General features: G+C 72.6%; 19 protein-coding genes and 1 pseudogene. 11 read left to right on the forward strand and 9 right to left on the reverse strand.

The window, feature by feature from the left end:
- Positions 1-27 precede the first annotated feature (27 nt).
- Positions 28-690, forward strand: coding sequence for a class I SAM-dependent methyltransferase (locus ACIBZJ_RS00290; RefSeq protein WP_395923810.1), 663 nt, complete (start codon positions 28-30; stop codon positions 688-690).
- A gap of 35 nt (positions 691-725) precedes the next feature.
- On the opposite strand, the pseudogene ACIBZJ_RS00295 reads toward ACIBZJ_RS00290, so the two are convergent.
- The 3 genes and pseudogenes from ACIBZJ_RS00295 to ACIBZJ_RS00305 all read right to left on the reverse strand — a co-directional run.
- Positions 726-902, reverse strand: a pseudogene (locus tag ACIBZJ_RS00295) (endonuclease/exonuclease/phosphatase family protein); the annotation flags it as partial.
- 251 nt (positions 903-1,153) lie between these two features.
- On the reverse strand, positions 1,154-1,831 hold the full coding sequence (locus ACIBZJ_RS00300; RefSeq protein WP_395923812.1) for a hypothetical protein: 678 nt from the start codon (positions 1,829-1,831) through the stop codon (positions 1,154-1,156).
- A 58-nt stretch (positions 1,832-1,889) separates the two neighbouring features.
- Entirely contained in the window at positions 1,890-4,241 is a 2,352-nt protein-coding gene (locus ACIBZJ_RS00305) for a HelD family protein (protein ID WP_395923814.1), read from the reverse strand.
- 135 nt (positions 4,242-4,376) lie between these two features.
- Here ACIBZJ_RS00305 and ACIBZJ_RS00310 point away from each other — a divergent pair, with 135 nt between their 5' ends.
- The 7 genes from ACIBZJ_RS00310 to ACIBZJ_RS00340 all read left to right on the forward strand — a co-directional run bounded on the left by ACIBZJ_RS00310 (position 4,377) and on the right by ACIBZJ_RS00340 (position 10,999).
- Positions 4,377-5,168: a MerR family transcriptional regulator gene (locus ACIBZJ_RS00310; protein ID WP_395923816.1), complete on the forward strand. Its 792-nt coding sequence runs from the start codon at positions 4,377-4,379 to the stop codon at positions 5,166-5,168.
- Complete coding sequence (locus ACIBZJ_RS00315) at positions 5,165-5,872, forward strand: hypothetical protein (protein WP_395923818.1); 708 nt, start codon at positions 5,165-5,167, stop codon at positions 5,870-5,872. Before ACIBZJ_RS00310 ends, ACIBZJ_RS00315 begins: the two co-directional genes overlap by 4 nt.
- 183 nt (positions 5,873-6,055) lie before the next feature.
- Positions 6,056-7,033: a glycosyltransferase family 2 protein gene (locus ACIBZJ_RS00320; protein WP_395923820.1), complete on the forward strand. Its 978-nt coding sequence runs from the start codon at positions 6,056-6,058 to the stop codon at positions 7,031-7,033.
- Positions 7,030-8,496 (forward strand): O-antigen ligase family protein, encoded by a 1,467-nt coding sequence (locus ACIBZJ_RS00325; RefSeq protein WP_395923822.1) that lies wholly within the window; start codon positions 7,030-7,032, stop codon positions 8,494-8,496. The genes ACIBZJ_RS00320 and ACIBZJ_RS00325 overlap by 4 nt, the downstream gene beginning before the upstream one ends.
- Positions 8,497-8,505: 9 nt before the next feature.
- On the forward strand, positions 8,506-8,655 hold the full coding sequence (locus ACIBZJ_RS00330) for a hypothetical protein (RefSeq protein WP_395923824.1): 150 nt from the start codon (positions 8,506-8,508) through the stop codon (positions 8,653-8,655).
- Positions 8,652-9,869, forward strand: coding sequence for an MFS transporter (locus ACIBZJ_RS00335; protein WP_395923826.1), 1,218 nt, complete (start codon positions 8,652-8,654; stop codon positions 9,867-9,869). The genes ACIBZJ_RS00330 and ACIBZJ_RS00335 overlap by 4 nt, the downstream gene beginning before the upstream one ends.
- Before the next feature lie 122 nt (positions 9,870-9,991).
- The gene (locus ACIBZJ_RS00340) at positions 9,992-10,999 is read left to right on the forward strand and encodes an RNA polymerase subunit sigma-70 (protein WP_395923828.1); all 1,008 of its coding nucleotides are present in this window, start codon (positions 9,992-9,994) and stop codon (positions 10,997-10,999) included.
- Between the two features lie 48 nt (positions 11,000-11,047).
- On the opposite strand, the gene ACIBZJ_RS00345 is transcribed toward ACIBZJ_RS00340, so the two are convergent.
- Positions 11,048-11,632 (reverse strand): dihydrofolate reductase family protein, encoded by a 585-nt coding sequence (locus ACIBZJ_RS00345; RefSeq protein ID WP_395923830.1) that lies wholly within the window; start codon positions 11,630-11,632, stop codon positions 11,048-11,050.
- Positions 11,633-11,788: 156 nt separating this feature from the next.
- Here ACIBZJ_RS00345 and ACIBZJ_RS00350 point away from each other — a divergent pair, with 156 nt between their 5' ends.
- Complete coding sequence (locus ACIBZJ_RS00350; RefSeq protein ID WP_395923832.1) at positions 11,789-12,991, forward strand: CaiB/BaiF CoA transferase family protein; 1,203 nt, start codon at positions 11,789-11,791, stop codon at positions 12,989-12,991.
- Between the two features lie 152 nt (positions 12,992-13,143).
- Positions 13,144-14,193, forward strand: a complete 1,050-nt coding sequence (locus ACIBZJ_RS00355) for a dihydrodipicolinate reductase (RefSeq protein WP_395923834.1) — start codon at positions 13,144-13,146, stop codon at positions 14,191-14,193.
- 40 nt (positions 14,194-14,233) lie between these two features.
- On the opposite strand, the gene ACIBZJ_RS00360 is transcribed toward ACIBZJ_RS00355, so the two are convergent.
- The 3 genes from ACIBZJ_RS00360 to ACIBZJ_RS00370 all read right to left on the reverse strand — a co-directional run bounded on the left by ACIBZJ_RS00360 (position 14,234) and on the right by ACIBZJ_RS00370 (position 17,182).
- Positions 14,234-15,310: a hypothetical protein gene (locus ACIBZJ_RS00360; RefSeq protein ID WP_395923836.1), complete on the reverse strand. Its 1,077-nt coding sequence runs from the start codon at positions 15,308-15,310 to the stop codon at positions 14,234-14,236.
- A 127-nt stretch (positions 15,311-15,437) separates the two neighbouring features.
- Positions 15,438-16,268, reverse strand: a complete 831-nt coding sequence (locus tag ACIBZJ_RS00365; RefSeq protein ID WP_395923838.1) for a formate/nitrite transporter family protein — start codon at positions 16,266-16,268, stop codon at positions 15,438-15,440.
- Between the two features lie 80 nt (positions 16,269-16,348).
- A complete protein-coding gene (locus ACIBZJ_RS00370; protein WP_395923840.1) occupies positions 16,349-17,182 on the reverse strand; it encodes a hypothetical protein in 834 nt (277 codons plus the stop codon).
- A 228-nt stretch (positions 17,183-17,410) separates the two neighbouring features.
- Here ACIBZJ_RS00370 and ACIBZJ_RS00375 point away from each other — a divergent pair, with 228 nt between their 5' ends.
- Complete coding sequence (locus ACIBZJ_RS00375) at positions 17,411-20,050, forward strand: CHAT domain-containing protein (RefSeq protein ID WP_395923841.1); 2,640 nt, start codon at positions 17,411-17,413, stop codon at positions 20,048-20,050.
- On the opposite strand, the gene ACIBZJ_RS00380 is transcribed toward ACIBZJ_RS00375, so the two are convergent.
- Together ACIBZJ_RS00380 and ACIBZJ_RS00385 are read right to left on the reverse strand one after the other, a co-directional pair.
- Positions 20,039-20,281 carry a hypothetical protein gene (locus tag ACIBZJ_RS00380; RefSeq protein ID WP_395923843.1) on the reverse strand — a complete coding sequence of 81 codons (243 nt, stop codon included), beginning with the start codon at positions 20,279-20,281 and terminating at the stop codon, positions 20,039-20,041. The two genes, ACIBZJ_RS00375 and ACIBZJ_RS00380, sit on opposite strands and share 12 nt — an antisense overlap.
- 55 nt (positions 20,282-20,336) lie before the next feature.
- Positions 20,337-20,945, reverse strand: coding sequence for a TetR/AcrR family transcriptional regulator (locus ACIBZJ_RS00385; RefSeq protein WP_395923845.1), 609 nt, complete (start codon positions 20,943-20,945; stop codon positions 20,337-20,339).
- Positions 20,946-20,959 lie beyond the last annotated feature (14 nt).

Raw genomic sequence — 20,959 nt, forward strand, 5'->3', positions numbered from 1 at the left:
GACCGGCCGGTTCCTAGCGTCGGCCGCATGACCTCCGACGTGCTGTCGTTCCTGACCGAGTTCGTCCGCCACCCGCTCACGACCGGCGCGGTGGCGCCGAGCGGCCGCACGCTGGCCGGGCGGATCACCACCCCGGTCCCGCGCACGGGCTCGCCGTGCGTCGTCGAACTGGGGCCGGGGACCGGCGCGTTCACCGCCCCGATCCACCGCCTGCTGGCCGACGGCGGGCGGCACGTGGCGGTCGAGGTCAACGCCCGCTTCGTGCGACGGCTGGCCCGCCGGTACCCGTCCCTCGAACTGCACCACGCCGACGCCACCGAGCTGGGCGCTCTGGACCTGCCGCCCGCCGACGCGGTGATCAGCGGGTTGCCCTGGACGGTCTTCCCGGCGGCCCGGCAGGACACGATCCTGGACGCCGTCCGCGACCTGCTCACCGACGCCGGCACGTTCACGACGTTCGCCTACGTCCACGCCGCCTGGACGCCACCCGGCCGGCGACTGCGTACCGCCCTGCACGCGCGCTTCGAGGAGGTGGTCCCGGGCCGGACCGTCTGGTCGAACCTGCCACCGGCCTTCGTCTACCACGCCCGCCGGCCGATCCGGCGGTCACTCGAAGGGGTGCCGGTGGGTGCGGCGCCGGGCGATGCGGGCCGCGGTCTCGTCCGGGAGACCGGACCGCGGCCAGGCTAGAGGCGGCTGCATCCCGTCGGCGGGTTCTCGGTGAGCTCGGCCCAGAACCGGATCTCGTCGTGGTTGCGCCGGCCGTTGCGGTCCTCGGGGCCGTCGAACGTGGGTGGCGTCGGGTGCGAGACCAGGAAGTGCACGGTCTTGCGTCCGAGCTTGATCGGCAGGTCCCAGTGGCTCTTCGACGACAGCCGCAGGACCGCCTGCTCCTCGGCGGAACAGGCCGGTCGCCACCGGGTCGTAGTCGAATTCGTTGATCAGCACGACGTCCGGGTGGGCGCATTGGATGACCTCGGCGACGTTGTGGGCCTGGCGGCGGTAGACGTCGTCGACGTCGGGGTTCGCCAGGTGCTCGCGCAGCACAACAGCCGCCACCCACTCGTCACGGACCGTTCAATTCACCCGAGGGCGAGCGGGTCACGGACCCCACGCGCGGGGCGGGGATCCGGCCCCCGCCCCGCGCACGGGCTCAGCGAGGCGCGCGGTCCGCCTCGGGGTGGTAGGGCAGCGGGCGGCCGGCGATCAGACCGTGCCGGGCGGTCCACCGGAACGTCCGGTCGACCGTCACCGGCCGCTTCCCGCGTACGTACTGGGTGACGTCGACCGCGCCGGTGCGCGGGTGGATGTCCAGCACGACCCACTTCGCGTTCGCCGCGAAGTCCGCCGACGTCACGAAGTCGCGGACGACCGGCCGGAACGTGTAGTGCGTCCGGTACACGTGCTTGCCGCGGAAGCTGTAGACGAAGTAGTAGACGAACCCGACGTCCGTGCCGGTCTTCTGGCAGATGAACTGCACCAGCTGGTCCTTCGGCCCGTCGCGGTTCACGTCCGCGAACTCCAGCCCGCGCACCAGGTAGGTGTACCGGCCGCGCGTCGCCGTGCCCCAGTCGCTCTCGCCTTCCGCGACCGGCGCGAACGTCAGCCGGCCACCGCCGCAGTGGCTGCCGTCGGGCAGCCGGGCCGCGGTCCACGGCAGGTCGATCGTGGCCTTGGTCCAGTCGAAGTTGGTCGGTCGCGACGAGCTCGACAACGGCGGCTGGGCCGCCGCCGGAGTGCTGGGCCGGGCGGCGTCCGCGGCCGGAGCGGCGACCGCACCGAGAGCGGTGGCCACGAGCGCGGCCGCGGCGAGTCGTGTCCTGAGTGCCATGAGATGCGATCCCCGTTCTCACCGGCCGATCCGGTGGCGGGGAACAGAGTGTTCACACTCACGGTCCACTTGCTCCTCGTCGTCCTTTAGCCGACAAGGGTGCAACCGTTCGTGTGCTTCCGGACACCAGGCCCTCCGGCAGCGGCTTCCGGTGCAGTACGACCAGGCTCGCGACGGCCCGGGTGAGCACCACGTACAGCCGGTTCAGGCCACGCGGTTCGGCCGCCACGATGTCGGCCGGTTCGACGACGATCACGTGGTCGTACTCCAGGCCCTTCACCAGGCTCGCCGGCACCACGTCGACCCCCGGCGCCTCGAACCCGTCGGCCGCGACGACCGCGACCGATTTGTCGCCGGGTGCCTCGCGCCTCGCGTCCGCCAGGGAAACGAGCAGGTCGTCGACGTGCCGGACCGACAGCGACCCTCCCGGTCGATAGGACCGGGTCGGCGGCAGGCCGGGCGCGAGGATCCGCGCGGCGTAGTCCGCGATGACCTCCGGCACGCGGTAGCCGGTGTGCAGCTCGAGCGTACGGACGTCGCGCTTGCCGAGCCGCTCGACCAGCTCGGACCAGGTCGCGGAGGCGAGCGGGTGGGTGGCCTGGCCGAGGTCGCCGACGACGGTCATCGAGGCGTACTCCGCGCGGCGCGCGATCAGGCGGCACTCCATCGGGGAGAGGTCCTGGGCCTCGTCGAGGATGACGTGCCGGTACGGGTCGGGCACGGTGTCGTCCTCCTCCTCGATCGGGAGGGGTTCCTCGAGGTCGGGGACGTAGCCCTCCTCGCCGTGCGGATCGAACCCGTCGGTCCAGCCGACGACCGTGTGGCCCTCCCGCAGGATGACGGCCACCGCCCACTGCTTCGCGCTGCCGACGGCCTGGCTGTCGATCTGCTGCGCGCCCGCCGACGCGAACGGCGTGGGGTGGCCGGGTGCGTAGATCTCCCAGCCGTTGTGCATGCCGTAGCTGAGCACGAACGTGCTCACGGTCCGGGTTCCGGTCGTCAGTTCGCGCGCCCGCCATTCCGGCTCGGGCACCGGCGGTGCCGGTGGCCGCTCGCCGAGCACCTGCTCCAGTTCGTCCAGCAGGGGGACGTCGTCCGACGACCAATCCGGGGCCGGACGCTCGACGGCGGGGCGATAGGACGCGGAGAGCAGATCGGCCTCGCCGGAGGTGAGGCCGGTGGCGCGGGCGGGGTCGGTGAGCCAGAGAAGCACGGCGGCCGGGGTCAGGGCGGGCCACCAGGTGTGGAGGAAGCGCCGGAGCTCCGGACGGTCGGCGACGTCGTCGGTGAACGTGGCCCGGTCGAGCCCGGTGCCGGTGCGGGTGGCCTCGGCCCGGAGAGCCTCGACGAGGATCTCGGCGGCGATCGGGCGGGCGCTGTTCACGGTGCCGCCGCCGGACGCGAGGCCGGTCTGTTCGCAGCGGGAGCGGATCCGGCGGCGGGCCGTGGCCAGAACGTCGGGGCCGAGCGTGAGGACCTGACCGGCGTAGGTGAGCCGGAGGCGGCCGGGAGCGCCGGGAGGGGTCTGCCAGGCCAGGTCCCGGAGCAGGTCGACCATCCGCTCGCTGCCCTTGATCACGGCGACCTCGGCCCGGTCGCGGCGGGTAGCGGTGACCCCGTCGACGAGTTCGCCGAGCGCCCGCAGGTGGACGCTGTCTTCGCCGAGCGACGGCAGGACGCGCCCGATGTAGCTCGTGAACACCGTGGACGGTCCGACCACCAGGATCCGTCCCTCGGCGAACCGGCCCCGGTCGGTGTAGAGCAGGTACGCGGCGCGGTGCAGCGCCACCTGGGTCTTGCCGGTCCCGGGCCCCCCGCTGATCAGCGTGAAGCCCCGGGCCGGTGCCCGGATCGCCTCGTCCTGCTCGCGCTGGATCGTCGTGACGATGTCGCGCATGTGCGGCCCGCGTGAGCGCCGCAACGCCGCCAGTAGCGCCCCTTCGCCGAGCACCCGCAGGCCACCGGCCTTGTCCGGGGTCAGTACGTCGTCATCGAGGTCGACGACCGTCCGGCCCCGGGAGAGGATCACCCGACGGCGGACGACTCCCAGCGGGTCACCGGCGGTGGCCCGGTAGAACGGTGCGGCGGCCGGCGCGCGCCAGTCGAGGAGCAGCGGCTCGAGCCCGTCCCGGACGCCGAGGCGGCCGACGTGGTAGCTGTCGCCGTCGTCGAAGTCGAGGCGGCCGAAGACCAGTCCTTCCTCCTCGGCATCGAGCGTGTTCAGGCGGGTGGCGGCGGCCCGGACCAGCACGTCGCGTTCGACGAGCCCGGCGGCGGAACCGCCGGCGGCGCGGCCGTGGCCCTCGCGTTCGAGGACTCTCGCTTGTTCCCGGGCCTTCTCGACGTGTTCGTGGACCCGGTCGACGATCTGTTGTTCTGCGGCAATTTCCTGGCTGCGGGGGTCTGGCACAGCGTGAGCGTAGGCGCAGGTCAAGCGACATAAATCGGCATCTGCGCCGATGTGTGAGGGCTTGACCCGGCCCTATAGTCGAGGTGGCGGACAAAGCATTGACCTTGTCGCAGCGTCAACGTTTCTACTGGTGTCATGCGAATCGGAGAACTCGCGAGCCTGGTCGGCATCACGACCCGCGCCGTCCGGCACTACCACCGCATCCGGCTGCTTCCGGAGCCCGCGCGGCAGCCGAACGGCTACCGCGAGTACTCGCTGCGCGATGCGGTCGAGCTGGCCCGGATCCGGCGCCTGTCCGAGCTGGGGCTGAGCCTCGACGAGGTGCGTGACGTGCTGGCCGAGGACGCCGGGCGGGACCTCGTCGAAGTGCTCGAAGAGCTGGACAGCGACCTCGCGCGGCAGGCGGAGGCGATCCGGCAGCGACGGGCGCGGCTGGCCCAGCTGCTGTCGTCGGCCGGCGGCCTGTCGGCTCAGGCGCCGGTCTCACCGGAGCTCGCCGCCGTGTTCGAGGAGATGGCGCGGGCCGCGGCCCGGTTGCCCGGGCCGGAGCCGGCGATGGCGGTGAAGGAACGCGAGCTGCTCGCGCTGCTGGAGACGAGTGCTCCGGCCGGTCACCGGGAGTGGTCGGCCGGGCTGATGCGGACGCTGAGCGCGTCGCCGGACGCGGTGGGCCGGGCGTACGAGGTCTACGGGCTGCTCGACGCGCTGGCGTCGGCGCAACCGGAGGACCCGCGGGTGGAGGAGGCCGCGGTGGCGATCGCGGAGTCGATGCCGCCGGACGTGCTGGAGTCGATGGGCATCGCGCCGGACCTGGACGTGGCCGCGATCGACGACGGGTTCGCCCGGGTGTTCTTCGCGGACTTCGCTCCGGCCCAGGTGGCGGCGGTGCGGCGGGCGCTGCGCCTGATCAGGGAGGCGCAGTCATGAGGAGGATCCCGGCGGCGGCGCGCAGGCTGCTCGTGCACGAGGTCACGCTCGGGACGAGTTTCGTCCGGTGGGTGACGCGCCGGGGCCCGCACGGCGCGCGGCCGGGGGAGACGACGGTGGCCTACGCCGCGGGGCAGACCGCGATCCTGTTCGGGTTGCTGTTCGCGTCGGTCGTCGAGACCGTGGTGCTGGCGCTGATCATTCCGTGGCCGATCGTGCACGCGGTGACGCTGGTGCTCGACGTGTGGGGCGTGTACTTCGTGATCGCGCTGCACGCGTCGTGCGTGGTGCGGCCGCACGTGGTGGCGGGCGGCTCGTTGCGGCTGCGGTACGGCGCGCTGCTGGACGTGCGGATCCCGGCCGGATCGATCGCGGCGGTGCGGGCCCAGCGCAAGTACGTCGGGAGCAAGTTCGGTGCACCGGACGACGACGGCGTGGCCTGCGTCGCGGTGGCGGGGGAGACCACGGTGCTGGTCGAGCTGAGCACGCCGGTGCGGTTCGTGCGGGTGCTGGGGGCGCCGGCCGAGGCGAGCGCGTTCCGCTTCTACGCCGACGATTCGTCCGCGGCGGTCGCGGCGATCACGGCGGTCATGGCGGCGGCCGATCGGCGCGTGACGGCCGAGGCCCTGGACGCGACGAACCCGGAGGCGGCCGCGCGGCTGAGGGACGAGGCCGCTCTGCTCGACGGGGTCGTCCACCCGTGACGCTTCGGTCACCGCTGGCCGACCACCTGACGCTGCCGCGGGCGGCGAATTCGCGCTAGCGGGCATCGCAGAGTCCCGCTGCTGTTCACCTGCTGCCCATCTCCGCGTGGCGATTCCGACCCCTTGATTCACGACGGTGGCGGAGTTACCGCCAGCTCTCCGGCTCGATCGAGATTGGGCGTCGTGCGTAGTCCCCAGGTAAGTGTCGTCATCCCTACCCGCAACCGGCCCGGCCTCGTTCTGCGAGCGGTTCGAAGCGCGTTGGCACAGACCCTGCGGGACCTCGAGGTTCTGGTCGTCGTCGACGGCCCCGACCCCGCGACCCGCGAGGCGCTCGCCCCGGTCGAGGACGCCCGGTTGACGGTGGTCGAGCTGGAGGAGCCGGGCGGCGCCCAGAACGCCCGCAACGCCGGTGCGCGGAAGGCCGCCGGCGCCTGGACCGCGTTCCTCGACGACGACGACGAGTGGCTTCCCGCGAAGCTGGAGCTGCAGCTGCGCGCGGCCGAGGACTCGCCGTACGCACTGCCGGTCGTCGCCTGCCGCCTGTACCTGCGGACCCCGCGCGCCGACACGGTGCTGCCGCGCCGGCTGCCCCGCGAGGCCGAGCCGCCGAGCGAGTACCTGACGGTCCGCCGAGGGCTCTTCCACGGCGAGGGCTTCATCCAGACGTCGACGATCATGGCGCCGACGTCGTTACTGCTGACGGTTCCGTTCACCCCCGGCGTGCGGAGGGCCCAGGAGCTCGATTGGGCGCTGCGCTGCCTGGAGCTTCCCGACAGCGGTCTGGTGTACGCCGATCAACCGCTGGTCGTCTGGTATGCGGACGAGAACCGGCGGCGCGTCAGTTCCGAGGCTCCGTGGCGGCAGTCGATCGAGTGGCTCAAGGACACCCGTCAGCGGGTGACGCCCCGCGCGTACGCCGCGCTGGCGATGAGCGTCGTCGCGTCGATGGCCGCCACGAGCCGGAGCCCACGGGTGTTCTTCGGCCTGCTCGGTGAGGCGATACGGCACGGAAGGCCCGGAGTGATCGACTTCGTCACGTATTTTCAGGTATGGCTGCTGCCGGCCGGGGTCCGGCGGGTCCTCCGCGACCGTGCGATCGGCAAACCCCTGCCGGAACCGGAATCCCCGGCGGCGGAAGAGCGGGCCACCGCCCGATGAACCGTCTGCTCGGGGCCCGGATCGGGGCCGTGATCCTCGTCGTGGCCGCCGCCGTCGTGGAGTACGTCCGCGTGGAGAGCGTCACCGAAGCGCTCGAAGCGGCCGTGGCCGCGGCGATCGCGGTCGGAGTCGGCTACCTGGCGCTCTCGCTCCCGGGCTCGACGGCGCGCGGCGCGGCCGTCGGCGGCACGTTCGTCGCGGCCGGCATCCTCACCTGGACGTCGACCGGCAGACCGATCGTGATCTGGGGCGTGCTCGCGATCGGCGGGGTGCTGTTCGTGCTCTGGAGCCGGCCGTGGGTCTCCGGGTCGAGAGACCTGGTGCGGGCCGGCGCGGCCTGGACCGGCATCGCGTACTGGCCGCTCGGCGTGATCGGCGCGCTGCTGGTCGGACATTGGACCGTGGGCATCCAGCGGATCGCCTACGCGGGAATCTTCGTGCTCGCCGCGCTCGTGCTGATCGCCCTGGTGCGGACGTCCGGCCGCGACCCGAGCGTCGGCATCGCGGCCGCGGTGCTCGTCGCGATCGCGGTGCTGATGCTGGCCGGTTCCGGTTCGCTGTTCGACTCGGTGCGGCAGGTCCCGCCCGGCAGCGGTTCCGCCCAGCTCATGCGCGACCGCTTCTGGGGCGGTCTGGGCGTCTACTACCAGCCGAACGCGCTGGCCGGCCTCGCGGTGGTCTCCGCGATCCGGATCGCGCCCGACCGCGCGTTCGCGCTCTGGCAACGCCTCTCCGTGCTGGTCCTGGCGGGCGCGCTGCTCGGGCTGAGCAACTCACGAACCGGGCTGGTCTTCGCGTTCGGTGCCGCCTGCCTGCACGGGCTGCTGACGCTCTGGCGCCTGCGTCCCGACCTGCCCGAGTACCGGCGCAAGTGGCTCGCGGTGCTGACGCCGTTCCTGGTCATCGGGCTGGTCGTCGTCTGGTCGCAGGCGTCGGGGAACCTGACCCGCAACCGCTTCGAGGACTCGGCCAAGCCCCCGACCAGCGCGGTGTCGGCCGCGACCAGTGGCCGGACCGACACCTGGCGGCAGGTCTGGGTCGACTGGGAAAACGCCGGCCTCGCCGAGAAGCTGTTCGGTGACGCCCGGACGTCCCGCGCGGTCGTCACCCGGCTCGACGACGGGCTACCGGCCGACGGGCCGCGGGCGCAGCTCAACACCGACAACGCGGCCGTCGGCGCGTTCCGCCGCGGGGGAGTGCTCGGCGCGCTCGCGTTCGTGTTCGGAGTGCTGCTGATGCTCTGGCACGCGCTGCGCCGCCGCTCGGACGCCGCGCTGCCTCCGGCCTGGTGGACGATCGGCGCGCTCGCCGTGATCCCGACGATCATGAGCGAGGACTGGCTGCTCGGCGGGACGAACGGCGCCGTGTGGCTCACGCTCCTGGCCGGCGAGATCTCCGTGGTCTTCCGGGCCGCCGGACGCCCGGCCCCGGTGGCCGAGCCGGAACCCGCGGTCACCGCGTAACTTGGCGGGATGTCCCAGGTAGCAGCATTGTTGCGGGAGTACGACCGGGCGCGCGCCCACACCGACGACCTGTGGAAGGACCTCCGCGACACGGTGGCCGAACGCGTCCACGCCCGGATCGGCGCGATCGCCGCGGGCGAGGCAGGCGCCCTTCGATGACGCCGGACGTCCAGCGGCGCACGCTCGCCGTCCTCGTCGGATCCCAGGTTCTCAGCGGTGCGGGCCTGGCGGCGGGCATCACGGTCGGTGCCCTGCTCGCGCAGGACATGCTCGGGTCCACCGACCTCGCCGGCCTCCCGACTGCGCTGTTCACGGCCGGCTCCGCGCTGGCCGCCGTCGCCGTGGGACGCATCTCGCAGACCCGCGGACGCCGCCCCGGCCTCGCCGCCGGTTACCTGGCCGGTGCCGTCGGCAGCGCCGGGGTGATCGTCGCCGCGGTCGCCGGGCTCCCGGTGCTGCTGTTCGCCGCCCTGTTCGTCTACGGCGCCGGCACCGCGACGAACTTGCAGGCCCGGTACGCCGGAGCCGACCTCGCCGCGCCCGCACACCGGGCCCGGGCCGTCTCCACCGTGCTGGTCGCCACCACGTTCGGCGGCGTGGTCGGCCCGAACCTGGCCGCGCCCACCGGAGACCTCGCGGTCGCGCTCGGCCTGCCGGCGCTGGCCGGGCCGTTCCTGCTGGCCGGGGCCGCCTACGCGCTCGCCGCGCTCGGGCTGTTCGTCGGCCTGCGTCCCGACCCGCTGCTGGTGGCCCGGGAGCTGGACCTCCGTCAGCCGGCCCCGGACACGTCGACCGGCGGACCTCGTCACGGTCTCGCGCTCGGCGCGCTCACGATGATCCTCACCCAGGTCGTGATGGTCGCGATCATGACGATGACCCCGATCCACATGCACGACCACGGCCACGGCACCGCCGCTGCCGGGCTCGTCATCGCGATCCACGTCGGTGCGATGTACCTGCCGTCGCCGGTGACCGGCTGGCTCGTCGACCGCTACGGCGGCGTACCGGTCGCGGCCGCGTCCGGCTTCACGCTGCTCGCCGCGGGCACGCTCGCCGCGTTCGCGCCGGTCGACTCCGTCGTGCTGCTCGCCGTCGCGCTCGCCCTGCTCGGCCTCGGCTGGAACTTCGGTCTGGTGTCGGGCACCGCGTTGCTCACCGACGCCGTCCCGCTCGCGTCCCGCGCGAAGGTCCAAGGCACGGTCGACGTCTCGATCGCGATCGCCGGTGCGGTCGGTGGACTCGCGTCCGGGGTGGTGGTCGCGGCCGCGAGTTTCCCGGTGCTGGCCCTGGTCGGCGGTCTGCTCGCGCTCGCGGTGCTCCCGGCGATCGTCGCGCTGGCGAGCGACCGGGCCTACGCCCTGCCGCCCGAGTAGCGGTCCCGGGAACGGCGGGGCGGTCGTCGGCTTCTCGCGCCGGGTGGCCGCACCGATCAGAAACCCTCCGCCGCGTCGTCAATTCTGAGAGCCCTCTCGCACCGGTGGAAGGATCGACGACCATGACCGACGCCAGACTGCCGGACGCCGACGAAGCCGCGTTCCTCGCGGCGGCCCACTCGGGCGACACGGTCGGGTTCGCGCACGTCACCGAGCACCACCGGCGTGAACTGCAGGTCCACTGCTACCGGATGCTCGCGAACTACGAGGACGCCCGGGACATGACCCAGGAGACGTTCCTGCGAGCGTGGCACAAGCGGGAGTCGTTCCGGGGCGACGCGGCGCTGCGGACCTGGCTGTACCGGATCGCGACGAACGCCTGCCTCGACTTCCTGGCGAAACGCAACGACCGGACACCTGTGCCGTCCGGGCTGCCGGACCCCGGCGCCGAGCTGCCGTACCTGCAGCCCTACCCCGACCGGATGCTGCCGGAAGACCCGCAGGAAGCGGTGGTGGCGCGGGAGACGATCGAGCTGGCGTTCGTCGTCGCCGTCCAGCACCTGCCGCCGCGGCAACGGGCGGTGTTCATCGTGCGCGACGTCCTCGGCTGGCCGGCGTCGACGGCGGCCGACGCTCTCGAGCTGAGCGTCGCATCGGTGACCAGCGCACTGCAGCGGGCGCGCGTGACGATGCGCGAGCAGTTGCCCGATCGTCGCCTCGACTGGCGCAGCCCCGCCACCCACGAGTTGTCGGAGGACGAGCGCGGCGTGCTGAAGTCGTACATCGACGCCCACGAGCGCAACGACCTCGTCGGGCTGACGTCCCTGCTGCGCGACGACCTGCGCTTCGCGATGCTGCCCGATCCGGGCACCGTGACCACGGGGGCCGCCGACGCGGTCGACGGCTGGGTCGCCGGTGGGCTCTTCCGGCGCGGCTACGACGACTGGCGCTGCCTCGCCACGACGGTCAACCGCATGCCCGCCGCCGCGCTGTACCGCCGCACCGCCGACGACCCGGCGTACCGGTTGCTGAACCTCGCGGTCCTGCACGTCGTCGACGGGACGATCGCCGAGCTCACCGGATTCGACGTGACCGGCAAACCCTGGCTGGGCCTGCCCACGACGCTGTGACCGGGCCGGCCCTCTCGCCGACCGGTCCGGCGCCACGGGGGCCCGCGCTCATCGCCGGGTTTCGTACCGGGTCAGCACCACGCCGCCGGGAAATGTCCGGGTCTCTACCAGGGTCAGGTTCACCCAGCTGTCCAGGGCCGTGAAGAACGGCGTGCCGCCGCCCACCAAGACCGGCACGGTGACCAGCACGTACTCGTCGATCAACCCGGCTCGCATCGCCGCTGCGGCGAGCGTGGCGCCGCCGATGTCCATGGGGCCGCCGTCGTCGGCCTTGAGCCGGGTGATCTCGGTGACCGCGTCGCCGGTCACCAGGCGAGCGTTCCCGTCGACCGTGCTGATCGTGGACGAGAACACCGCCTTCGGCATGGCCCGCCAGCGGCGGGCGTACTCGATCTCCGCCGGGGTGGCACCGGGCTGCTGATCGGCGGTCGGCCAGTGGGCACTCATCGCCTCCCACAGCTTGCGCCCGTACAGCGCCAGGTCCGTCGCCGCCACCCGGTCGGACCACCACTGGAACAGCTCGTCGCTCGGCGGCGAGTCCGGTCCGTCCCCGCCACTCCAGCCGAGTTCGCCGCCGGTCGCGGCGGTGTAGCCGTCCAGGGTCACGTTCATGCCGAAGATCAGTTTCCGCATCGTGCCAGCCTTTCGTGTATCGATCGCGTAGATACGGACGGCCCCGACGCGAAAACCTCATCGGTCGGCGACGCGCCCCGTCCTGGGCCGAGTAGCGGACGTCGATCGCGCCACTCAGCGCGGCAGGCGCAACCCGGGGTCGTAGATCATCGGAGGATGAACCAACCCCTGGACGGCGTCACGGTCGTCGCACTGGAGCAGGCGGTGGCGGCTCCGATGGCCACCCGCAACCTGGCCGACCTCGGGGCCCGGGTGATCAAAGTCGAACGGATCGGGCGCGGTGACTTCGCCCGGGAGTACGACCACGTCGTGCACGGCACCGGGGCGCATTTCGTCTGGCTCAACCGGGGCAAGGAGTCGCTCGCGGTGGACCTCAAGACGAACGAGGGCTTGTCCCTCGTCCGCACATTGGTCGGGAAAGCCGATGTGTTCGTGCAGAACCTCGCGCCCGGCGCGGCCGCGCGCCTGGGGCTCGGCGCGGCCGAGCTGCGGGCGGAGCGGCCGGAGCTGATCGCGGTCAGCCTGTCGGGCTACGGGACCGGAGGGCCGTTCGAGCAGCGGAAGGCGTACGACATGCTGGTGCAGGCCGAGGCCGGCCTGGTGTCGATCACCGGAACGGCGCAGACAGCGGTCAAGACCGGGATCCCGACGTCCGACATCGCGGCCGGCATGTACTGCGCGCAGTCGGTGCTGGCGGCGCTGGTCCGGCGGGCGCGGACAGGCGAAGGCGCCACCGTGGACGTGTCGATGCTGGAAGCGACGGTCGAGTGGATGGGGTATCCGCTGTACACGTCGCTGTACACCGGGGCGCAGCCGGCGCGGATGGGGCTGAGCCACCCGGCGATCGCACCGTACGACGCGTACCCGACGAAGGACGGGCAGATCCTGATCGGGGTGCAGAACGACTCCGGGTGGCGCGCGCTCGTGACCCGGGTGCTCGGGGTGCCGGAACTGGCCGGCGATCCGCGGTTCGTGACGAACGTCGACCGGGTGGCGCATCGGGCCGAGTGCGACGCGGCGGTCGCGGAGCAGACGCGGCGGTGGTCGACCGCGGACCTGGACGACCGGCTGGCGGCGGCCGGGGTCCCGGCGGCGGAGGTCCGGGAGCTGGCCGACGTGGTGACGCACCCGCAGTTGCGCGAGCGTGGCCGCTGGCGGACGGTCGGCACCGAGCACGCCGCGGTGGAAGCGCTGCTGCCGCCGGCGACGTTCGCGGACGTCGAGGCGCCGATGGGGGACGTACCGGCGCTGGGGCAGCACACCCGGGCGCTGCTGCGGGAGTCCGGCCTGAGCGACGAGGCGGTCGACGACCTGCTCGCCCGGGGCATCGCGGCGGATTCCGCGAGCGCGGTGTCGTAACCGGCCGGTCGGCTTCGCAGCACCAGGAAAGCGGATGCGGAACCTGCCGGTGCCGCTGCGGTCGCACGGCAGCCTCGCGCTCGACGCAGCCTGATGGCGGCATGAGCTGATCTACCGGCCGGCCGGGCACCCGTGAGTCCACAATCGAGGCCATGACCTCTCGTGTGATCCAGTGGGCAACCGGTGGCGTCGGCCGTGCGGCGATCGAGCACGTCGTCCGGCATCCCGATCTGGAGCTGGTCGGCTGCTGGGTGCACGGCCCGGAGAAATCCGGTCTGGACGCGGGGGAACTCGCCGGGATGCCGGCGCCGCTGGGCGTGACGGCCACGAACGACGTCGCCGAGATCCTGGCGACGGACGCCGACTGCGTGCTCTACGCGCCGCTGCTGCCGAACGCGGACGAGGTCGCGGCGATCCTGCGGTCGGGGAAGAACGTCGTCACGCCGGTCGGGTGGTTCTGGACGAAGGACCCGGCGCTGGCGGCGGCCGCGATCGAGGGCGGGGTCAGCTTGCACGGCACCGGCATCGATCCCGGCGGGGTCACCGACCATCACCCGCTGTTCTTCGCCGGGCTCTCGTCCGCGGTGACGTTCGTGCGCGGTGAGGAGTACTCCGACATCCGCACCTACGGCGCTCCGGACGTCGTGCGGTACTTCATGGGGTTCGGCGGGAGTCCGGAGGAAGCCCGGTCCGGGTCGCTGCTCAAGCTGCTCAGCGGCGGGTTCGAGCAGTCGGTGCAGATGTGCCTGGACGGACTCGGTTTCGCGGAGACCGAGATCCGGCGGAGTCACGAGATCGCGGTCGCGACCGGGCCGATCGAAGGGCCGGCGGGGACGATCAGGCCCGGCGAGGTCGCGGCGCAGCGGTTCGCCTGGGAGGCGTTCGTGGGTTCCGACAAGGTCGTGCGGGTCGCGGTGAACTGGTTCATGGGCGACGAGAACCTCGACCCGCCCTGGACGTTCGGTCCGGCCGGGGAGCGTTACGAGGTGGAGGTGCACGGGGATCCCGGCTGCAGCGTCGTGATCAGCGGGTGGACGTCGTCCGACGTGGAGTCGGGGTTGCGGCGCAATCCCGGGGTGGTGGCGACGGCGGCGCACTGCGTGAACTCGATTCCGTACGTGTGCGCGGCGGCTCCTGGCTTCGTGACGTTCCTGGACCTGCCGGTGGTGACCGGCCGGGCCCACCCGCGACTCGGACGGTGACCGGCCGCGACGGCTCGGCGCGGACGCGGGCCCGGATCGGCTACGCGGGGAAGGCCGGTCGCTCGGAGCGCGGCCGCAGGACCTGGTAATCGGCGTGGCCGGCCCGGACCCCGACGACCGTCCAGTCGAATCGGTAGCTCCCGCTACCGCCACCGATTTCCTCGACCGTGAGTTCGGCGGGGGATCTGCTGGTCACGGCGAGCCCGCGCGAATCGGCGGACCAGGGGGTGACCTGAACCGTGAGCCCGGCTTCGGCGACGACATGGGTGAAATGCTCCGGGAGCCGCACCGTCGCGCGTCCGCCGACGAGATCGGCGGTGCCGCGCACGTAGGCGGCCGCCTCGGGGCCTTCGACGCACGCGTAGACGATGTCGACGTCCGCGTCGGCGGGGTGTTCCAGGCGGAAGTTCTTCACGTCGGCAGCGACGAAGCTGCTTCCGGACGGGTCGACGCCGAGGGCGCCTTTGATCACGTTCGCCTGATCGGTGACGGCAACGATTCCGGCCCGGGGCGCGGCGCTGTTGGGGCCCATCGCCGTCAGCGGATGGCCGTCCGCGGCCAGGGTGCGGACCTGGCCCCCACCGGTGGTGTCCGTGAAGACGAGGACGGTCGGAGGCAACGCGCCGGCGGGTCCCTGCGGTCCTTGGGGGCCCTGGGGTCCTCGCGGCCCCTGAGCCTGAGCCGTGCGTTGGACCGACCCGTCCGGGAACTGGAAGCCCGCCGCGCTGCTGACCAGGCCGTCACCGCGGACGCTGAACATCAGCTTTCCGGCGGGAGGCGCGGCGCCGATGTCCCGGGCGGCGAAGAAGTGGCTCTGCTGCGAGTTCTGCACGGTGCCGAACGTGCCCGCGTTGAGCTCCACCAGGTCGAAATGACTGGCGCCGCCGGGATTCTCGATCGCCAGCGATCGCGCACCTATCCGGCCGTCGCCGCGGACGCTGAACACCGTCACGCCATTGGGCGGCGCGGCCTGAATGTCCTTGGCGACGATGAAATTGCTCTGGAGTACGTTGGCGATGGTCGAGAACGTCTCCGTGTTGACGGTCAGCACGGTGAAGGGCGTCGCCGCTCCCGGATGTTCCACGTCGAGCCGGCCCTGGATCGTTTCGTCTGCCACTGCGTCTCCTACTCGGCCGTGCCGCGAGGTACTGACGCCGTCAGCCTCTCGGCCGGCCGTGGCCCGCTCAATACGAAGAAGTCCGTACACGGATCTCTTGACGGTGGGGCCGCGGACGTGGTCCGGCTCAGGACGCCTTCGCGCGTTCGTCGGCGACGCGGCCCGGCACCCGGGCCAGCCGGAGGAACGCGACCAGACCGACGCCGCCGACGAGGTTGCCCAGCGCGGACCATCCGAGCGCGCCCAGCCAGTCCAGGTACCCGAACGGGGCCCGGCCCGTGTGCAGCGCGGCGAACATCAGAATCGAGTCGAGGACGCAGTGGAACAGCTGTCCTCCGGCGAGCAGCGCGCCGAAGAGCAGAGCGGGGACGAGCTGGACGCCGATGCTGTCGGTCGCGTGCTGCATCCGCGTCATCAGAGTGATCACCATGCCGGCGAGGACCGCGAGCGCGAACGAGGTGAGCGTGACGCCCAGCGCGGCGTAGTGCTCGCCGGCCGTGAGGGCGGTGGGGCGCAGGCTCGGAAAAGCCCGGACGATCAGCCAAGCCACGAGGAACCCGCCGACCAGGTTCCCGGCCAGCGTCACGACCCACAGCCGGGCCAGCGCCCGGAGGGAACCGTGGCGGCCGACCACGGCGGTCACCGGCACCAGGAAGTTCTCGGTGAACAGCTCGCTGCGGGCCAGTAGGAGCGCGACGAACCCGATGCTGAAGGCGGCGCCCGCCAGCAGCGTCGAGCCGGTGTAGTGCTCGACGAGCAGATACGCGAGCACACCGGTGCCGACGTCGATGCCGCCGAGCAGGCCGGTGACGATCAGCGTCGGCCAGGGACGGTGCAGGCGGATCTCGCCCTCGGACACCAGCCGGTCGAACGCGTCGTCGAGTTCGGGCTCGCCGTCGGAGGGCGAGCCCCGCCCGCTGTCGGTGTCGCCCTGGTGCGCGTCGCCGGTCCGGGCCATGGGGGTGTCCTCCGCTCGTGGGGTGGCTGACGCCGACTACCCACCGAGGACCGGCCCACACGGCCGGCGATCCGCCGTGCTCAGACGATTCCGTCCTGCTCGCTCTCGAGCGGATCGCGGAACACGAGCGGGGTCAGCAGCGGATCCGGGTACCGCGCGGCCCGGCGGCGCCGGACGACGACGCTCACCGCGCCGGCGAGCACGAGCGCGGCGACTCCTCCGGCCAGCCACCACGGCCACACTGCCGCCGTGTGCCCGCTGACGACGACGAGGTCACCTGCGCCGGGCACGGAGGTGACGTCCCGCAGCGTCAGCACGGTGTCGTCGTGGTCGAGCACGTCGTTGCGGGAGCGGAAGTCCTCCAGATCCGTGTACGTGTCACCGTTCTGGTCGATCAGCCGGGCCGCGCCGCCGGCCTTCCGCACGACGTACACCGTGACCAGTTCGAGCGTGCCGTCGTCGTGCTTGACCAGAAGGGAGCGGCCCAGGGGCTTCGCTCCGGCGCCGGCGAAGCCCGTCGCGGCCCGGCCGACCGGGCCGCTCAGGTCGCACGGGTTCGGCGCGGTAGCACTCGACGAGTCGCCTTCGCCGCAGTCGTAGGTCCGCATCAGCGCACCGGCCAGCTGGTCGGGAGTGCCCATCGACAGGAAGTTGGCCAGCCGGTCCGCGCTCGAATCACCGGCCCGCGGGAGTCTGTCGTGGCGTACCTCGCTCGCTTGCAGGTACTCCTGGAAGAGTTCGCCCGGCGAGGCCGACGGCTCGGCCGAGGCGCATCCGGCGACCGAGGTCAGCGCGGCGAGCGCCATCACCAGGGCCACGAGCCCCGTTACCCCGAGCCGCAGACGCGGAACGGTAGGGCCCGCGCCGGAGCGGCCCACGGACGATGGCTTCAGCGCGGCCGCCTCGAGCACCATCGGCGCACCTCCACGGTGGAAGGGCTGCACTCTCGCGCCAGGCCCTACACGCCTGCTATACACGGGCGGCCCGGCCCGGCCCGGCCCGGCCCGGCCCGCGTCGGGCGTGCGGAGGGATCGGGGTGCCGAAATAGGCCACCGATCGGCGGTCAACAGTGGACTCCGGGCACCCGCCTCTCCGCGATACCGTGACCACGGGGTGGGGCGGCAATTCTCGGGGGCCGAAGCATGCAGACGAACGACAGCATCAGACTGATCGAGGGGCTCACTCGGTTATCCGACGTCGACCTCGCGCGAGTGCTCGAGTCGCTCGAGCGCACCGATCCGCCGTTGGCCGCCGAGGATCTCGCGGCCCGGTCCGTGTGCCGTCTGCTCCGCTACGAGCGATCGTCGGACGTGTCGGACCTGGCCGGGGCGCTGGACGATCTGCACGCGATCGTCCGGCTCGAGCAAGTGGACTACGCGCTCACGCTCTGGTCGATTCCCCGGCAGGTCAACGGCGCGATGAACGGCCACGCGGTCGACGTCGCCCGGCTGCAGGAGGTGCTCGACAATTCGGGCGAGGACCCGTACGACAAGCATTCCAAGGCCGGGCTGCGCGCGATGGCGCTGGCCGCCGGAGCGCTGACCGAAGACCCCCGGCACGAGGCGACGGCGGCGCTCGCCGAGATCGACCGATTGATGGCGCCGATCCCGCCCGGCAACCAGTTCGTGCCGACGATCCGGCGGCTGCGGCACATGATCGCGATGAAGCGGGCGAGTGATCGCCGGGAGTTCGGTGTCGCCGATCTGACCGGCGAATTCTTCGACGATCCGGCCACGTTCGCGGACGGCCCCGAACCCGGCGCGGCCCGGATCATGACGCTGATGGCGCAGGCGCTCGCCGCCGCCCAGCGGGGGGACACGGCGGAAGCGATCCGGCTCTACGACGAGCTGAGGCCGCTGCTCAACCGGTTGCCGGCCGACACGCCCGGCCTGGCGCATTCGCAGGGCCTGATGCAGATGCTCGACGGGCTGCTGGCGATCCACCGGCCGGGAGGCGGCGCGGCGTCGACGTTGCGCGTGGCGGCCGACCGCTCCGATCTGCTCGGCGCCGGCGTGCGTCCTCAGCTCCGGGCCATGCAGTTGCTCGCCCGGGCGCGGGCGCGCTATGCCGACGGGGTGGCCCGCGACGACCTGGCCGCGATCCGCGAGGCCGTCTCGCTCACGCGCGACGCGGTCGAGCGGCTGGAGCCGGGCAGCCCGCAGCTCGCCGACTACCACGGTCATCTCGGCACGACGCTCATGTCGCTGTATGCCCGGCGGCCCGACCAGCCGACGCTGGCCGAGTGCACCGCAGCGTTCGAGAAGGCCGTGGAGCTCGCCGGGAGCGCGGCGCACTCGTCCTGGGCGTCGTTCTGTCTGGGCCTGTTCAAGGTGTACCGCGCCGCGGGCCGGTCCGACGAGGCGCGGACGTGGGGCCGGCGCGGGCTGGCCGGGCACGGCTGGAGCGTCCTGTTGCAGTCGGGCGCGGACAACGCCACCGCGGCGAGCACCAGCGCGGCCGACGACGCGATCGAGATCGCGCGGGCGTTCCTGGAGGTCGACGACACCGACGGCGCGGTCGAGATCCTCGACGCCGGGCGGGGCCTGCTGCTGCACTCGGCCGCGGTCCGCACCTCGGTTCCCGACCGCCTGCGGGCGCAGGGCGCCGAGGAGCTCGCGGCCGAGTGGGAGGCGGTCGGCGGTACGCCGACCGACGTGGCCTCTGACCTGCGGTATCAGGTGCTCACCCGGCTGGCCGGCGTCGACTCGATCGACGGCGTTGCCCCCGGAGGTCTGCTGTCGTCGCCGAGCCTGGACGAGATCCGGGCCGCGCTCGCCACGCTCGGCGCGGACGCGCTCGTGTATCTCGTGCCTCAGGATCTGATCGGGCCGGGAACGGCGGTCGTGGTGCCGCGGACCGAGCCCACCTTCGGGCTGCGGTTGCCGTTGCTGACTCAGCCACCGGCCGTGGACGACCCGGCGGATCTGTCCGGCTGGGCCTGGTCAGCGGCGATGGGTCCGCTGCTCGACGCGATCGGCGGGACGCCGCGGCTGGTGCTGATCCCGAGCGGGCCGCTGGCGACCGTTCCGTGGCACGCGGCGCGCTCACCCGGCGGCGACTACGCGGTGGAGCGGGCGATCCTGAGCTACGCGGTCTCGGCCCGGCTGCTGTGCGGCACGACCTGGCGCGCGACGCTCGCCGACGACCAGGGCGGGCTGGTCATCGCGAACCCGACCGGTGACCTGGCCCGGGCCGGCATCGAGGCGCACGAGGTGCGAGAGGCGTTCTACCCGCGTGCGGCGCTACTCGATGAGGACGCCGCCCCGGAACGCGTCCTCGAATGGCTTCGGAACGGGACGTCGGGTCGCGCGGCGTTGCACCTGAGCTGTCACGCGGTGACGGGTCAGGGCGGAGGGGACGCGTCCTACCTGTCGCTGGCCGGCGGGGCGACGCTCACCGCGCGGGCCATTCTCGAGGCGCAGGACGTCGCGCCGGTCGGGGTCGTGACGCTGTCGGCGTGCACGACGGTCGTGCCGACCGGCGCCTACGACGAGGCGTTCAGCCTCGCGACCGCGTTCCTGGTGTCGGGAGCGCGGACGGTGTTCGGGTCGCTGTGGGAGGTGCCGGACGGGGCGACGTCGTTGCTCGTCTACATGACGCACCACTACTTGCGCCGGGAGCGACTCGGGCCGGCCGAGGCGTTGCGGGAGGCGCAACTGTGGATGCTGTCGCCGGGGCGGGCGGCGCCGGAGGATCTGCCGAAGGCCCTCGCCCGCAGCGCCCGCAACCGCCAGCGCGACCACGTCGTCGCCTGGGCCGCCTTCATGCACCTAGGCCGATGAACCCCCGGGGCGCCGGTTCCGGGGGTGGTTCCTCGCGGCCCGCTCGTTTCCGTGCTTGTAGTTGCCGGTGAGGCGGGCCATCAGCTCCTGGGCGTCCTCGCGGTCGACGTCGGTCCGGAAGCGGGCGGCGGCGGCGCCCCGGAGCACGGCGGCAGGGCGCCCGTGATGGAGCAGTTCCACGTCTCCGTTCTTGCGGACACGGTAGGTGAATCCCTCCGGCGTGCCTGGCATCGTCGCATCGTCCTCGCGAGACCACCCGCGGGGCGAACGTTTTTCCGGCCGTCGATCAGGCCGGGCCGAACGACCGGACGTACGCGAGGGCCGCGTTCAGTGCGGCCCTCATCGGTGCGGTGTCCCGCAGCGTCTGGCCGAGCACGGCTCCTCCCTGCAGAGCGGCGAGGAGCGCGAGCGACAGTTCGCCGAGGTCGGCGTCGGCGCGCAGTTCGCCGCGGTCGCGCATCGCCAGCAGGCTGTCTTCGAGCAGCCCCTGCCAGCGCAGAAAACCGTTGCTGAGGTCCTCGCGCGACTGCTCGTCGGAGGCGCTGAGCTCACCGGCGAGCGATCCGAGCGTGCATTCGCCCTGCCCGTCGTTCTGCGCCTGGCGCTCGATCGCCGCGTCGGCCCAGGCCCGGAGAGCCTCGAAGCTGTCGAGGGACCCCATCATCGGCTGGTCGGGCACCGGAGCCGCGTCGGCCTGACGGGTGATGACGGCCCGGATCAGCGCCTGCTTGCTGTCGAAGTAGTGGTAGAGCTGCGAGCCGCTGACGCCGGCCGCCTTGCGCACGTCCTCCGTGCCGGTTCCGGCGACGCCCCTCCGCGCGATGAGGTCGGTCGCGGCCTGCAGGATGCGCTCCCTGGTTGCCTGCCCCTTCCGGGTCAGCCGCTGCTCGCTCATGCCTCGACCCTACC

This window comes from Cryptosporangium sp. NPDC051539 (assembly GCF_044454545.1).
Lineage (GTDB): Bacteria > Actinomycetota > Actinomycetes > Mycobacteriales > Cryptosporangiaceae > Cryptosporangium.

What these genes read in the sequence shown, in the direction of transcription:
- ACIBZJ_RS00290 (WP_395923810.1), top strand. Translation starts at nt 28, where the DNA reads ATGACCTCCGACGTGCTGTCGTTCCTGACCGAGTTCGTCCGCCACCCG.
- ACIBZJ_RS00300 (WP_395923812.1), bottom strand. Translation starts at nt 1,831, where the DNA reads ATGGCACTCAGGACACGACTCGCCGCGGCCGCGCTCGTGGCCACCGCT.
- ACIBZJ_RS00310 (WP_395923816.1), top strand. Translation starts at nt 4,377, where the DNA reads ATGCGAATCGGAGAACTCGCGAGCCTGGTCGGCATCACGACCCGCGCC.
- ACIBZJ_RS00315 (WP_395923818.1), top strand. Translation starts at nt 5,165, where the DNA reads ATGAGGAGGATCCCGGCGGCGGCGCGCAGGCTGCTCGTGCACGAGGTC.
- ACIBZJ_RS00325 (WP_395923822.1), top strand. Translation starts at nt 7,030, where the DNA reads ATGAACCGTCTGCTCGGGGCCCGGATCGGGGCCGTGATCCTCGTCGTG.
- ACIBZJ_RS00330 (WP_395923824.1), top strand. Translation starts at nt 8,506, where the DNA reads ATGTCCCAGGTAGCAGCATTGTTGCGGGAGTACGACCGGGCGCGCGCC.
- ACIBZJ_RS00335 (WP_395923826.1), top strand. Translation starts at nt 8,652, where the DNA reads ATGACGCCGGACGTCCAGCGGCGCACGCTCGCCGTCCTCGTCGGATCC.
- ACIBZJ_RS00340 (WP_395923828.1), top strand. Translation starts at nt 9,992, where the DNA reads ATGACCGACGCCAGACTGCCGGACGCCGACGAAGCCGCGTTCCTCGCG.
- ACIBZJ_RS00345 (WP_395923830.1), bottom strand. Translation starts at nt 11,632, where the DNA reads ATGCGGAAACTGATCTTCGGCATGAACGTGACCCTGGACGGCTACACC.
- ACIBZJ_RS00350 (WP_395923832.1), top strand. Translation starts at nt 11,789, where the DNA reads ATGAACCAACCCCTGGACGGCGTCACGGTCGTCGCACTGGAGCAGGCG.
- ACIBZJ_RS00355 (WP_395923834.1), top strand. Translation starts at nt 13,144, where the DNA reads ATGACCTCTCGTGTGATCCAGTGGGCAACCGGTGGCGTCGGCCGTGCG.
- ACIBZJ_RS00365 (WP_395923838.1), bottom strand. Translation starts at nt 16,268, where the DNA reads ATGGCCCGGACCGGCGACGCGCACCAGGGCGACACCGACAGCGGGCGG.
- ACIBZJ_RS00370 (WP_395923840.1), bottom strand. Translation starts at nt 17,182, where the DNA reads ATGGTGCTCGAGGCGGCCGCGCTGAAGCCATCGTCCGTGGGCCGCTCC.
- ACIBZJ_RS00375 (WP_395923841.1), top strand. Translation starts at nt 17,411, where the DNA reads ATGCAGACGAACGACAGCATCAGACTGATCGAGGGGCTCACTCGGTTA.
- ACIBZJ_RS00380 (WP_395923843.1), bottom strand. Translation starts at nt 20,281, where the DNA reads ATGCCAGGCACGCCGGAGGGATTCACCTACCGTGTCCGCAAGAACGGA.
- ACIBZJ_RS00385 (WP_395923845.1), bottom strand. Translation starts at nt 20,945, where the DNA reads ATGAGCGAGCAGCGGCTGACCCGGAAGGGGCAGGCAACCAGGGAGCGC.